8 protein-coding genes are annotated in these 15,023 nt (G+C 46.1%); 3 read left to right on the top strand and 5 right to left on the bottom strand.

The genetic code is table 11. The features are described 5' to 3' along the window. Positions 1-10: 10 nt before the first annotated feature. From AAFP14_RS05355 to AAFP14_RS05370, 4 genes are all read right to left on the bottom strand, one after another. Positions 11-1,099, bottom strand: coding sequence for a hybrid sensor histidine kinase/response regulator (locus AAFP14_RS05355; protein ID WP_341731264.1), 1,089 nt, complete (start codon positions 1,097-1,099; stop codon positions 11-13). A gap of 91 nt (positions 1,100-1,190) precedes the next feature. Next, the gene (locus AAFP14_RS05360; RefSeq protein WP_341731265.1) at positions 1,191-2,699 is read right to left on the bottom strand and encodes a sensor histidine kinase; all 1,509 of its coding nucleotides are present in this window, start codon (positions 2,697-2,699) and stop codon (positions 1,191-1,193) included. 135 nt (positions 2,700-2,834) lie between these two features. Beyond that, positions 2,835-3,281, bottom strand: a complete 447-nt coding sequence (locus tag AAFP14_RS05365; RefSeq protein WP_341731266.1) for a response regulator — start codon at positions 3,279-3,281, stop codon at positions 2,835-2,837. 36 nt (positions 3,282-3,317) lie between these two features. After that, entirely contained in the window at positions 3,318-6,128 is a 2,811-nt protein-coding gene (locus AAFP14_RS05370; RefSeq protein WP_341731267.1) for a PAS domain-containing sensor histidine kinase, read from the bottom strand. 147 nt (positions 6,129-6,275) lie between these two features. Between AAFP14_RS05370 and AAFP14_RS05375 the strand changes: the two genes are divergently transcribed. Both AAFP14_RS05375 and AAFP14_RS05380 read left to right on the top strand, forming a co-directional pair. Next, positions 6,276-6,707 (top strand): response regulator, encoded by a 432-nt coding sequence (locus AAFP14_RS05375; RefSeq protein WP_341731268.1) that lies wholly within the window; start codon positions 6,276-6,278, stop codon positions 6,705-6,707. A 12-nt stretch (positions 6,708-6,719) separates the two neighbouring features. Then, positions 6,720-10,043 (top strand): PAS domain-containing protein, encoded by a 3,324-nt coding sequence (locus AAFP14_RS05380; protein WP_341731269.1) that lies wholly within the window; start codon positions 6,720-6,722, stop codon positions 10,041-10,043. A 520-nt stretch (positions 10,044-10,563) separates the two neighbouring features. Here AAFP14_RS05380 and tkt read toward each other — a convergent pair. Then, the gene (gene tkt / locus AAFP14_RS05385) at positions 10,564-12,579 is read right to left on the bottom strand and encodes a transketolase (protein ID WP_341731270.1); all 2,016 of its coding nucleotides are present in this window, start codon (positions 12,577-12,579) and stop codon (positions 10,564-10,566) included. Positions 12,580-12,944: 365 nt separating this feature from the next. Here tkt and lysS point away from each other — a divergent pair, with 365 nt between their 5' ends. After that, the gene (gene lysS / locus AAFP14_RS05390; RefSeq protein WP_341731271.1) at positions 12,945-14,501 is read left to right on the top strand and encodes a lysine--tRNA ligase; all 1,557 of its coding nucleotides are present in this window, start codon (positions 12,945-12,947) and stop codon (positions 14,499-14,501) included. Positions 14,502-15,023: the final 522 nt, after the last annotated feature.

The raw sequence follows: 15,023 nt of genomic DNA on the forward strand, positions 1-15,023 counted from the left end.
TATATTCTATTTAAACGGGCAGACATACAGAGACTATGGTTGATTGATGGGGGGAACTATCTATTTTTAAGTTTCCGCCATGTAATTCTGTAATGCGTTTCACAATTGCCAAACCTAATCCCAAACCTGCTTGTTGGTAAAGTTGGCGCTCGAATTGCATATAAGCTTCAATTTGTGAAATTTGCTCGGAAGTCATACCCCGTCCTTCGTCTTTCACCGACAGAATGAACTTCTGATTTTCCACCCAAACACTCACCAAAACTGGTGTTCCTTCTGAAGAAAATTTGAACGCATTGTCCAGGAGTTCCTCAAGAACTTTTGTCAGCTTCACAGAATCTATTGCTACCGATGAATTTTGCAAGCTTAATTTTAAATCGTCTATTCTATTAGCCAGCTTTGCTTGCTGCCGCGCTTTTTCCGATAGCAAAGATTCTACGCAGCTAAATTTGCTGTTTCGCATCTCCTTAATTAATTCGGGATTGGTTGCTGATATTTCCAGATCTGTATATAGCAAAAAATTCTGAATTAGTCGGTACAAGCGATGGCCGGAAATTTGGATGTGACCGACCATTTCTAAGATATCCGCTTCCTCAAAAAGCTTATATTCCGACAATATCAGTTCAGAAAAACCGAGAATTGCATTCAATGGAGTGCGCAATTCGTGAGGTAGGGACGTACTAATATTGGAACGTAAATCGTCAAGTTTTTTTTGGGATTGACTGCTAATTGCTTTGTGTTTTTCCAGTCTAATAGCAACAGCTTTTAGAAGTTCTTGTGGCGTACAAGGTTTGGTTATGTAATCGTCTGCTCCCAGTTCCATCCCTAGGCGAATGTCTGTTTTTTCAGCTTTTGCTGTCAGAAAAATAAACGGAATTGTTGCCGTTAAAGGCTCTGATCGCAATGCTTTGAGGACACCATGACCGTCAATTTCTGGCATCATCATGTCGCACAAAATTAAGTCCGGCATATGTTCGATCGCCATTTTGATACCGACTTTGCCGTTAGCAGCTCCTAGGGATACAAAATTCTCGGCTTCTAGCAAGTCTAAAATATTTTCTCTAATCGCTGCTTCGTCTTCTATTACCAAAATTTTTGCCATAGTTATGTTTCCTGTGATTTTTTGAAGTTAATTTTTGAATTTATCCAGTTTTTAAATTGTGTGTTTTTAGATTATTTTAACCACGGACTAATTAGCTATTTTGGGCAGAATTACAAATTAAAGGTAGGGTGACTTTTAAAGTTGTACCTTTCCCTTTTTGACTGTGCATGGAGATTTGGCCACCGTGGAGTTCTACAGCTCTTTTTACAATTGGTAAACCGAGACCTGTTCCCGAAATATTGCCCACATTTGTAGCGCGATAAAAAGTTTCCCAAATTCGCTTTTGGTCGGATTTAGGAATCCCGATTCCTCGGTCTTCAATTTGAAAAATAACTTCTCCATTTTGAGTTTTTAGGTGTAAATCTACTGAGGTTCCGGCTGGAGAATACTTGAGGGCATTTGAAAGTAAATTTCCCAATATTTGCCTGAGTAGTTTTTCATCCATTTGAGCTTTGGTGTTGTCGCCGGAGACCATCAAGGCGATGGGGTGTTGGTTGCTATCATTGAGTTGTTGTTCTTCTATAATCTGACGGCAGAATTTTTCCAGGTTTAAGGAAACTGGTTGAAACTGTAGTGTATTGGCTTCGATTTTACCTACTACTAGGATATCTTCTAATAATTCTGTCATGCGTTGAATCGCTAGTTGAATCCGCACAAAATGAGTGGATTTTTTCTCGCTAGACCAATTTGAGCTGTAATCTTGTAGCAATCCAGCGGAAAATTGGATAGTTGTCAGGGGGGTGCGAAACTCATGGGAAACCATGCTCACAAATTTAGCTCTGAGTTCTGAAAGTTCCTTTTCTCGTGCCAGGGTTTTGAGAATTTCGGCTTCAGCTCGCTTGCGATCGCTAATATCCCGTGCTTCAGCAATCAGCAGCAACACTTGTCCTGTGTCATTTTTGACTGGCTTGAGCGAGAAATCAACCGTCACAATTTGGTCGCTTTTTCCTAACAAGTCTATTTCTTTGCGAAAAAATTCGCCGCCAGCAGCTTTGGTGATTCCTTCTTTTAATTGTTCTTTAGCATTGGGTGACTGTTGCCAAATCGGCTGTTCCCAAATCGGGTAGCCCACAATATTTTGCGATCGCATTCCTGTAAACTCTAGAGCTGTCTCGTTAACTTCCAGCACAATTCCATCGGGAGTCAGCAGCTTTGTCAGTTGAAATGAGGAGTCAAAAATCGCCCGAAAACGTCGCTCGCTTTCCCTGAGCATTTGAAAAGTTTGCGAACGTTCAATAGCGTAACGGATTGTGCGCACTAACAATTGAGTAGTAATTTGACCTTTTACTATGTAATCTTGAGCGCCCAAGCGCACAGACTTGAGTCCAACGGCCTCATCATCCCACCCTGTCATTACCACCACTGCCGTATCCGGGGCCACTTCTCGCAAGCGAGTTAGGGTTTCCAAACCGTGGCTATCGGGCAAAGAAAGGTCGAGCAAAACTAGATCGAAAGATTGTTTGCTCAGATGTGCGATCGCCGAGTGTAGGAACTCAACGCACACCAGTTCCCACTCCACTCCTACAGATGCTTCTAACAGTTCTGCAAGCAAATCAGCGTCAGTCGGATTGTCTTCTACCAACAGAATCTTAATCCACATAGCCTTGATGTTATTTATCCTCAGATTGCCACCGGGCAAATACAATCTTAAACTATTTTGCTTTACCCTTCTATTTGTAACTTGAAAATTAGAGTTTGGCAAGGGTCTACACCACCCCGATAACTATTCTATCCATTAAACGATGGGAAGTTTGACCACTGCTAGCCAGAACTCCTCAATTAACCTAACTACCTTAGTAAATTGTAAGAAATCTACGGGTTTTGTAATATAACAGTTGGCATGGAGCGAGTAGGACTTGATAATATCCTCTTGGGCTGCTGAAGTGGTGAGAATCAATACTGGAATCAGTTTTAAATTGGGGTCTGTCTTAATTTCTTTCAGGACTTCTACACCGCTTTTTTTAGGCAAATTCAAATCCAGCAAAATTAAGTCGGGACGCGGTACTTCCATGTAGGGTGCTTTTTTTCGTAAAAACTTGATCGCTTCTACTCCATCTTCGACAAAATGCAAGTTATTTAAAATTTTACCGTTGCTGAGGGCTTCCATTGCCAAGTCAGCATCACTGGGAGAATCTTCAACCAACAAAATTTCTATGGGTTTAACTTGGGTATGACCACTCATAATTTGCTTATCCTGATGACGATCTAAAAAAAATATTCAAATTTTGATGTTGCAACTATTAACGATCGGAATAGTAAAGTAAAAAGTAGCGCCTTCTTCCGGCCAAGACTCAACCCAGATCCGTCCGCCGTGGCGTTCAACAATTCGCTTACAGATTGCCAAACCTATGCCAGTACCTAAATATTCGCGACGGGAGTGCAAGCGCCCAAAAATGATAAAAATGCGATCGGCATACTCTGGATCGATGCCAATGCCGTTATCGCGGACACTGAACAGCCATTCATCATCTTGTATGATAGCAGCAATATGAATTATGGGGACATCTTCGCGGCAGAATTTGATGGCATTACCGATCAAATTTTGGAATAATTGCACCAGTTGAAATTCATCTCCCATCACCGTGGGCATCACATCCTTAGTAATAACAGCTTGCTTTTCGGCGATCGCAATTTGCAAATTGCACAAACTTTGCTCCACCGCAGCGTTGCAGTCAGCAATTTCAAATTCCTGAGCCCTAGATCCCAATCTCGAATAAGCTAACAAATCATTAATTAATTGTTGCATTCTGGAGGCACCATCAACAATATGATTAATATATTTATCTGCTTTAGCATCCAAATTACCTTGATAACGCTGAGCCAATAATTGAGTGTAACTGGTAACAGCTCTTAGAGGTTCTTGTAAATCGTGGGAAGCCACATAAGCAAATTGTTCTAATTCCTCGTTAGAACGCTTCAAATCTTCTGTAATTTGCAGCATTTGCTGCTCTACTTCTTTGCGGTCTGTAATATTGTAAACCAAGGCACAGGAAGACAGCATACAACCCAATTCATCCATAACCGGACTGGTAGAAATATAAGTCCAAACATCTTTACCATCCTTACTCTTAAGCTTAGATTCGTGTTTTTCACTAATTCCCTGTTTGCGCCGCTCCATATATTGGCTAGTTAGCTGTTGTTCCTGTTCGTCCATGAAATCAAAAATCCGCCTTCCCAACATTTCTGACTCTGTATAACCGAGCATTCGGGCCATGGCATGGTTGACGTAAGTAGTGCGAGCATTGCTGTCAATTACCCAAATACCTTCTTCAGCTAATTCCACTATTTGTCTGTATCGAAATTCACTTTCCTGTAACGCTCTTTCCGTTAGTTTACGCTCAGTGATATCTTTCATAAAACAATGGTGTCCGTTAAAGATCCCTTGTTCGTCATAAGCTTTTACCATGGTGATTTGGTTGTAAAAAAACAAGCCATCTTTCCGCACACCTCTAGCTTCAACTTCTACTTTTCCAGAAATCAGCATTTCCCGCTCGGCTAACATCAACATCTCAACATCGTCAGGATGTACAATCTGCTTCCCTGCCATCCCAATCATTTCTTCTGGTTCGTAGCCAAATTTATGAGCGTAAGCGCGGTTAACACTCAAGTAGCGTCCCTCAATATCCAGCCTCCCAATACCTTCCACGGCATTTTGCATAGCAGTATTCAGTTCCCGCACCTCTTTTTCAGCTTGCTTGCGTGCAGTAATATCCTGACCAATACCCAAAAAACCGTTAATATTTCCCTCGCTGTCATATAAAGCAGTAACCGATAGCAGCACCGGAAACCCCGAACCGTCTTTGCGAATATAAGTCCATTCATTCTCGTCAGCAATTCCCCGAATGGGTAAGGTCACAAAAACCTCAAATCCCGGCTCTATTTTTACTCCCAATTCTTGAGAAAGAACTTCAGCTCTCTGCTCCACCTCCACAGGATCGTGAATTATTGCTGGTGTTAATTTACCCACAACTTCCTCTACGGAATAGCCTAAAAGTTGCTGAGCTGCCCGATTAAATGTTTTAATTACACCGTCGGCATCTGTGGAAATAATTGTGTAATTAGCGCTGTTAAGAATCGCCTTTTGTAGTTGGGTTAATTCCAACAAAGCTGTCGATATTTGTTGACGTTCGGCGATTTCTATTTGCAATTGTTGGTTGGCAATTTCTATCTCATTAGTGCGCTGAGTAACTCGACGCTCCAAACTTTCATTTAGCAGTCGATTTTCCTCTTCTATTTGCTTGCGTTCTGTAAGATCGGTAATAGTACCAACATAACCTTTAACCTCCCCATTCTCGTCGATTTGCCCGACAGCTTGACCAAATACCCACCGGACACTATCGTTATCAAGATTTTGAAAACGGTACTCAGATTTAAAGGGCAATTTCTCCTGGGCAGCCCGATACCATTCACTAAAAACGCGCTGACGGTCGTCAGCATGAATACTTTTTACCCACCCTGTTCCGAAAGCTTCTTCGCAGGTAATTCCAGCAATTTGACACCAGCGTTCGTTGACGTATAAACAATTTCCTAAAGCATCAGTATAAAATATTCCCACCGGCGAAACTTCAGTTAAAATTTGATACCTAGCTTCACTTTTTCGACGTTCAGCTATTTCTATTTGTAGTCTGTGATTAATTATCTCTAATTGAGTGGGACTGGGGAGAGCTAATGCTTGGGGAATTAAAGGAATTAATATGAAAGCGGTGTAAGCAGAAATAGCTGCGGTAATTAGTTTCAAGATGCCAAACAGCCAATAAACAGGATACCACAGCGTCCAAACTGCCATCACATGAGTAGTGCCACAGGAGATAATAAAGGCTCCAAACAGCCAAAAAATGTTACGAAAGGGCAAGTCTTGTCGCTGGTGGACAACATAAAGCAGCGATAGAGGTATGGAGTAATAGGCGAAGGCAATCAGCGAATCAGAGACTATGTGGAGTCCGACTAAATCTCGCTGCCACAGGTAACAGTGGCCATGAGGAATATACTTCCCGGTGAATAACAGGTTATTTAAAAAATTCCAGAGCATAAGGTGCGATTTACAGACAATCAATAGAATAAAACCGGCTCTGACCCATAACCTATAACTTATCTCAAATTTTGGAGGTCGATCGGCGGTTTCAACCCAGATTCCGCACCCCCCAACGGGCAGCGTACACTGCTATTGCCGATAAAAATGAATATTGTAGAAGACAGCAACGAAGACTTTGAGGCACTACAACGATTTTTGCGGCGATCGCCCAAAGTGGTTCCCATCCAGCGGTGCGTCAATGGCGAACAGGCATTGGCGTTTCTTTATCGAACTGGTAGCTATGTCGATCCTGAAAATGCGCCCCGTCCTGGTATGATAGTGCTCGATCTAAATCTCCCTGGCAGCGATGGACGGGAAGTATTGCGCCTGGTTAAACAAGATAAGACCCTGAAAACCATTCCGGTCGTAGTCTTTACAACTTCCAACAATCCAAAAGATATCGAAGACTGCTACCAATACGGTGTCAACAGCTACATAATTAAACCTATCAACTTTGCTCAACTGAAACGAGAGGTGCAACTGCTCGTAGATTATTGGTTTGAAGTGACAACGCTGCCCGATCGCCTAGAGAAGTAATTAATAGTAATCATGGGTCAACTCTCGCGCACTATTTTAATTGTGGATGATTCTCCTGAAGACCGGGAACTCTATCGTCGCTATCTGCTGCGCGATCGAGATTACTCTTACACGATTCTAGAAGCAGGTCTGGGGCGCATCGGGCTAGAGCTGTGGCAGCAACATCAACCGGATGCCCTATTGCTTGATTACCGATTACCCGACCTGGATGGACTGGAATTTCTGGTCCAACTGCAATCCTTCACGCAGCAGCCGTACTTACCAGTGATTGTGGTGACGGGGCAAGGCAATGAGGCGATCGCGGTGCAAGTGATGAAATCAGGAGCACAAGATTATCTGGTCAAGGAGCACATTACGACCGCGGGGTTGCATCTGGCAGTGAATGGGGCGATCGCTAAAGTACAGCTTCACACCCAACTGCAACAGTCCCTCGAACGAGAGCGCTTAATCTCCCAGATTACCCGGAAGATACATCAAACTCTGGATCTGGAGGAAATTCTGCAAACGACGGTGAGGGAGGTGCAACAATTTCTGCACACCGATCGCGTTCTGTTTTTTCGGCTAGAACCAGATGGCAACGGGACGGTGGTGGCAGAATCAGTGGGGTCAGAGTGGCGATCGCTGCTCTCCTCCACCATGTACGATCCCTGCCTCGCTGAGAAGTACCTCAGATTCAGCCGATCGCAATCAATAACCCATGATCCCGCCTTTGCCGAAGATTATGTCAAACGCTATCGTCAGGGTCAGGTAACGGCGATCGCTGATATTCAGGATGGCAGCATCGATCCTTGCCACGTTGAATTGTTGGCTCAGTTTCAAGTGAAAGCCAATCTAGTCGTACCCATTCTGCACGGCGATCGGTTCTGGGGGTTGCTGATTGCCCATCACTGTGCTGCACCGCGATCGTGGCAGCCCCTAGAAATTGACCTGCTCCAAGAACTGGCAACTCAGGTGAGCATCGCCCTGCGGCAAGCGGAACTTTACCAGCAGGCACAGTATGAATTAATTGAACGCCAACGGGTAGAAGCAGAACTACGAGAGAGCACAGAACAGCTAAACTTGGCATTGCAAGCCTCTCGCATGGGAAGGTGGAACTGGAATATCCAGACCGGAAAAATTTTATGGTCAGAGAACCTGGAAGCCTTATTTGGACTGCAACCAGGAGAATTTGACGGCTCCTATGAGATGTTTGTGGCTCGGCTGCACCCGGACGATCGCGATCGTGTTGTGGCAAACATCAATCATACTATCGCCACCGGAGAAGATTATGACATTGAATTTCGGGTGGTATATCCTAACGGCACTATTCGCTGGACACTCACTCAGGGAAAAGTGTTTTATGACCAGAACGGACAGCCGATGCGGATGGCGGGCATGGATCTCGATATCACGGAACGCAAACGGATCGCCGATGTGCTGCAAGAAAGTGAAGAACGCTTCCGTCAGTTGGCCGAAAATATTGATGCGGTGTTCTGGTTCAAAGAGATGCCCGAAGACCGAGTGTGCTATGTCAGTCCTGCCTATGAACGCCTGTGGAAGCTGAACCCGCAGGAATTATATGACGATCGACAAGCCTGGATCGATTATATTCATCCAGACGATCGGGAATGGACTGCCAGAGCGTTTCAGGAAAAAGCAGCCACAGGTCAATTTGATGAAGAGTACCGTCTTGTCTTGGCCGATGGCAGTATTCGTTGGGTGCACGATCGCTGTTTTCCGCTCCGAGACGGGGCAGGAGAGATTTATCGGTTTGCCGGGATTGCCGAAGACATCACCGATCGTAAACAAGCCCAAGAAGCGTTGCGACAGAGTGAAGAATTCAAGAATCGGATGTTAGAGAGCAGTCCAGACTGCATCAAGGTACTAAACCTGGATGGACAGCTCCTTTATATGAATACGGGTGGGGTGTGTTTGCTGGAAATTGATGACATCGCTCCTTACCTGAATTCCGAATGGCTCTGCTTTTGGGATGGCGACCATCGGCAACAGGCAGAGCAAGCATTTGCCGCGGCCGCATCAGGCGAAGTCTACCTCTTTCGCGGCTACTGTCCAACCGCCAAAGGCACGCCGAAATGGTGGGAAGTGATCCTGAGCCCAATTTTGGATGCCTCTGGGCTGGTGGAACGAGTCCTGGCGATTTCACGGGATATCACCGATCGCCAGCAGGCTGAAATCGAACGCGATCGCCTGTTTGAACTGGAGCAAGCGGCCAGAGCAGAAGCCGAACGAGCCAATCGGATCAAAGATGACTTTCTAACCGTTCTCTCCCACGAGTTGCGATCGCCCCTGAATCCAATTTTGGGTTGGGCAAAACTGCTGCAAACTCGCAATTTCGATCCTGCTAAAACCTCCCAAGCACTGGCAACGATTGAACGTAATGCCAAACTGCAAGCCAAACTGATTGATGACTTGCTCGACATTGCCAAAGTTTTGCGTGGCAAACTCAGCATAGATACGGTTCCCGTCAATCTGACATTTATCATTGAATCGGCGATCGACACCGTGAGGGCAGCAGCCGTCGCCAAATCAATCCTGATTCATCCGGTGCTCCCCAAAATTGGGCTGGTGTCTGGGGATGCGACTCGACTCCAGCAAGTGGTTTGGAACCTGCTGTCTAACGCGATCAAATTTACCCCCAACCAGGGACAGGTAGACATTCGGCTGGAGCAAATCGACAACCAGGCACAAATTACAGTCAGCGACACGGGTAAAGGCATTCACCCTGACTTTCTACCGTATATCTTTGAGTCATTTCGGCAAGAAGATGCTTCAACCACCCGTAAGTATGGCGGGCTAGGGTTGGGGTTAACGATCGTCCGTCAGTTAGTGGAAGCGCACGGCGGCACGATCGTGGCAGATAGCCCCGGTAAAGGGTTGGGAGCCACGTTTACGGTGCTGTTGCCCTTGCTGAATGTTGAGCCGGAAAACAACCAGACAGGCGATTTGCCACAACAAATCTTGGATCTCACAGGAATTCGAGTCCTGGCAGTGGATGATGAACTTGATACCCGCGAGCTATTAACCGCATTGCTGACCCAATATGGAGCAGAAGTGCTGACAGTTGCCTCTGTGGCAGAAGTGCTGACAAGCCTGAAATCCTTTCAACCCGACGTGCTCGTCAGCGATATTGGAATGCCCGAAGTCGATGGCTATACCCTAATCCAACAGATCCGCGCTCTACCACCCGAACAAGGGGGACAGTTGCCGGCGATCGCCTTGACAGCCTATGCCACAGAAGACGATCGCCAGCGAGCGATCGCCAGTGGCTATCAACAGCACCTGATCAAACCCCTGGAGCCTGAACAGTTAGCTGAAGCTATAGTAGCCCTCACGTAGGGGCGGTGCCAAGAGTGCCCGCCCTCACAGGCGCCGCACAGCACCGTGCATTGGTGTCAACTTAAGGCTGAAATCCTTGATAAATCTGGTTTTTATGCCAAGTCTAGATCCCCCTAAATCCCCCTTAAAAAGGGGGACTTTGATCAGACTCTTGTCCCCCCCTTCTTAAGGGGGGCTAGGGGGGATCTGGCCTTAATCGTCAAACAACAGTCTCTGAGTGCGTTTGACGTTAAGTTGACACCTATGGGCTAAGACCCACCCCTAGCCCCTCCCAGGAGGGGAACCGGATCTAGCTCCCCTCTAGAGAGGGGCTGGGGGTGTGTCCAATCTAGCCCCCCTCGCTTAGAAGGGCTGGGGGTGTGTCCGATCTAGCTCCCCTCTAGAGAGGGGCTGGGGGTGTGTCCGATCCCTCTAGAGAGGACACCATGCTTTCAAGCTTAAGATAAACGTGGAATCTGCTAGATCAAAAAAAAGGGGCAAAAGCCAGAAGCCCGCCCCCAACTCAATTATGCTGTGGCTATTAGCCCAACAGCGCCTGAGCCTTAGCTACGACATTCTCAACGGTGTAGCCAAACTTTTCTAACACAACGGGGCCTGGTGCAGAAGCGCCGAATGTGTCGATGCTGACGGTATCGCCTTCACCACCCACATAACGTCCCCAACCGAAGCTACAACCAGCTTCCACTGCCAAGCGTTTTGTAACAGTTTTTGGCAGTACGGATTCGCGGTAAGCTGCATCTTGTGCATCAAACAATTCCCAGCAAGGCATCGAAACTACTCGCACTTTATTACCAGCGGCGCGCAATTTTTCGGCAGCATCAACGCAGAGGTATGTTTCGCCACCGGTGCCGATTAAAATGATGTCGGGAGTGCCGCCGTCGTCGGACAAAATGTAAGCGCCTTTGGCTGTTCCTTCGATCGAACTTCCGGCCAAGTTAGGCAAGTTTTGACGAGACAGAGCCATTAATGTTGGAACTTTCCGGTTTTCAATGGCTACTTTGTAAGCGCCGGATGTTTCATTTCCATCAGCAGGGCGGATCACATACAAATCGGGAATAACGCGCAAAGAAGCGATGGTTTCTACTGGTTGGTGAGTCGGACCATCTTCGCCCAAGGCTACGGAGTCGTGAGTCATTACATAAATGACACCGGCTTCCGAGAGTGCAGACAGGCGAATTGCGCCGCGCATATAGTCGGCAAACACCAAGAAAGTAGCGCAGTAAGGAATCAAACCGCCGTGGAGAAGCAAGCCGTTGGCGATCGCCCCCATGCCATGTTCCCGCACGCCAAACCGGAGGTTACGTCCTTCGTACTGACCTTTTTGGAAGTCTTTTTCACCCTTGAGCAAAGTCATGTTAGAAGAAGCCAAATCAGCGGAACCGCCGATCAATTCAGGTAACACGCCAGCCAAAGCATTCAAACATTTTCCAGAATGATTCCGAGTCGAATCTGCCTTATCTTCTGGGTTGTAGGTAGGCAAAACTTTGTCCCAACCTTCGGGAAGTTTGCCAGCTACAGTGCGCTCGTATTCCGCTGCTTCGGCGGGATATGCTGCTTTGTAAGCATCAAAAGCTTGCTGCCATTCTTGTTCTGCCTGTGCACCGCGATCGCACGCTTTGCGGAAGTGAGCCAAAGCATCATCAGGAATTACAAACGGCTCATGTTCCCACTTCAAGAAATCGCGAGTTGCTTGCACTTCAGCGCCACCCAAAGCAGCACCGTGAGCGCTATAACTATTGCGCTTGTTGGGGGAACCGTAACCAATAATTGTGCGAACTTTAATCATGGACGGTTTGTCCGTGACTTTCTTAGCTTCTTCGATAGCTTTGTGAACTGCTTCGAGGCTAGTATCTTGGTCTAGAGCGTCATTGTCTACAGTAATGACGTGCCAGTTGTAGGCTTCAAAACGCTTGCCGACATCTTCAGTAAAGGCTAAGTTTGTGTCACCTTCGATCGAGATGTGATTGTCATCATAGAGAGCAATTAATTTACCTAGTCCCAGGTGTCCGGCCAAAGAACAAGCTTCGCCAGAAATACCTTCCATGTGGCAACCATCACCCATAATTACATAGGTGTAGTGGTCAACAATCGTGTTACCGGGCTTGTTAAATTTAGCTGCGAGGTGAGCTTCTGCCATTGCCAAACCGACGGCGTTAGCAATGCCTTGTCCCAGGGGGCCGGTAGTAACTTCTACGCCTTCTGTGACGAAGTTTTCTGGGTGTCCCGGTGTTTTCGATTCCCACTGCCGAAATTGCTTGATGTCGTCTAGGCTGACGCTATCGTAGCCTGTCAAGTACATGAGGGCGTACTGTAGCATACAGCCGTGGCCGGCGGAGAGGACGAAGCGATCGCGATTGAACCACTTGGGGTTTTTGGGGTTGAACCGCATAAACCGATCCCACAGCACAAAAGCCATAGGGGCAGCGCCCATCGGCAGTCCAGGATGGCCTGATTTTGCTTTTTCTACCGCATCGATGGCGAGAAAGCGGATAGAGTTGATGCAGAGTTCTTCGAGTGATTGGGTTGCAACAGCCATAATTGTGGTTTTGATGTTTATGGAGTGAGTGTGTGTGGTCGATTCTGGCAGAGGTGCGATGAGTCGAGTTCGATCGACGATCGTCTCTAGTGGTCAGATTCTGTGGAACTGCCGTGAGGCTGCACTACAGATCATCTCACCACTTGGACTCGATATACAACTTAATTTTTTAATATTTTGCCGTCTTTGTGCTCTTGAGTGTGGGCTGTTGACTGTTGTCTGTTGTCTGTTGACTCGTTACCCAACTCTGCCTGGGAATGAGATAAAATCGCTCAAACCATTGCTATTACAGGATTTTTTAAGTTTGTTCTGCCTTCTGCCTTCTTCCTTCTGCTATATTTGCAATTTTAATTAGGCAATAACGAATGACTCTCAGTGAAGCCGAAGTCCGCAGTCAAAAAGTAGACGAACTGCGATCGCAAGGCATAGAACCGTATCCTAGCCAATCTTACGCGCGATCGCACACAACCTTGCAAGTTCGCCAATTATTTAGTCAGCCGGGAAAAGAACTCCAAAATGGAGAAAGCGACCCCGAAGAAATTTCCCTGCGAGTAGGGGGCCGCATCACTTCCAAACGGGACAGCGGCAGCATTTGCTTCATCGATTTAAAAGACGCCACAGACAAAATCCAACTCAAAATTGAGAAAAAAGTCGTCACGGGCGAAGTCGGTTTAAGCTTCCAGCAAATTAAAAAATTGCTGGATGTCGGCGATTTTATCGGTGTCGAAGGCATCGGCTGTCGCACTCAAAAGGGAGAACTTTCGATTTTAGTGCGGGAATTCACGCTGTTATCAAAAGCTACCATTCAATTTCCCGATGCTTATTACGGAATTAACGACCCTGAAGTTTGCCGTCGCCATCGTGAAATGGATTTAGCCAGCAATCAAGACGCTTTCAACCGTTTTATGCTGCGCAGTCGTATCGTCTGGAACATCCGCTCCTATCTCTCGAAAGCCGATTTTCATGAAATAGAAACCCCGACACTGCAAGCAATTTACGGTGGTGCTGCGGCTAAGCCCTTTGTCACTCACCATAATGCTTTGGATGTGGATTTGTATTTGCGAGTCGCTCCTGAACTGTTCTTAAAAAGAGCAATTTGTGGCGGTTTTGAGCGAGTATTTGAACTAGGAAAAGCTTTTAGAAATGAGGGGATTGATAGCACCCACAATCCAGAGTTTACCTCCATAGAAGTTTACCAAGCTTATGCAGATTACTTCGACATTTTAGCAGTGGTAGAAGATGTCATGTGTAGCGCTGCTCAGGCTGTACTTGGGGATGTCAAAGAAATTGAAAATCAGGGACAGATGATTAGTTTAGAACGCAAGTTCGACTACAGCGAAAAATATCCCAGTTTTAGAGGCCTGCACTGGGAAGTGAAAACGATGGTGGAAGCTGTCAGAGACGAGTTTGGGTTGGATTTTGATAGCTTGGATCTCGAAAGTGCGATCGCCTCTGCAACTAAACTAGAATTACACCTTTCTAAATTAGAACAACAGAGTTTAGGCTACGTGCTGTACGCCGTGTTTGACAAATTAGTAGTCCCCAAACTAATTCAGCCAACTTTCATCATTGACTTTCCCGTAGAAGTCAGTCCCCTCGCCAAAGGACATCGCAGCAAACCTGGATTTGTCGAGCGTTTTGAGTTATTTATCAACGGGATGGAATACTCGAACGGCTTCTCGGAATTGAACGATCCGAAAGAGCAAAGAAAGCGGTTTGAGGAACAATTAGCACAGAAAGATGCAGGGGATGATGAAGCGCATCCAATGGATGAAGACTTTATTCAAGCCTTATCTTTAGGAATGCCTAATTGTGCGGGTATGGGAATCGGTGTCGATAGATTGGTGATGCTTTTGACTAATACTCAAAGCATCCGCGATGCGGTGATGTTCCCGACAATGCGGCCTGTTAAAGATTCCTAAAATCTTGTGGGGGCGGGTTTTACCAAAAATATCTAACTCAACCAAACAATCTCTATAAACCCGCCCCCACCCACAAATTAGTAAATCTTGTAAGGGCGGGTTTTACCAACAATATCTAACTCAAAAAACAATCTCTATAAACTCGCCCCCACCCACAAATTGGTAAATCTTGTAAGGGCGGGTTTTACCAACAATATCTAACTCAAAAAACAATCTCTATAAACCCGCCCCCACCCACAAATTAGGAAATCTTGTAAGGGCGGGTTTTACCAACAATATCTAACTCAAAAAACAATCTCTATAAACTCGCCCCCACCCACAAATTGGTAAATCTTGTAAGGGCGGGTTTTACCAACAATATCTAACTCAACCAAACAATCTCTATAAACCCGCCTCCACCCACAAATTGGTAAATCTTGTAAGGGCGGGTTTTACCAACAATATCTAACTCAACCAAACAATCTCTATAAACCCGCCCCCACCCACAAATTGGTAAATCTTGTAAGGGCGGGTTTTACCAAC

Origin of the sequence: Microcoleus sp. EPA2, from assembly GCA_020882975.1 — a bacterium.
In the GTDB taxonomy this organism is placed as follows: domain Bacteria; phylum Cyanobacteriota; class Cyanobacteriia; order Cyanobacteriales; family Microcoleaceae; genus Microcoleus.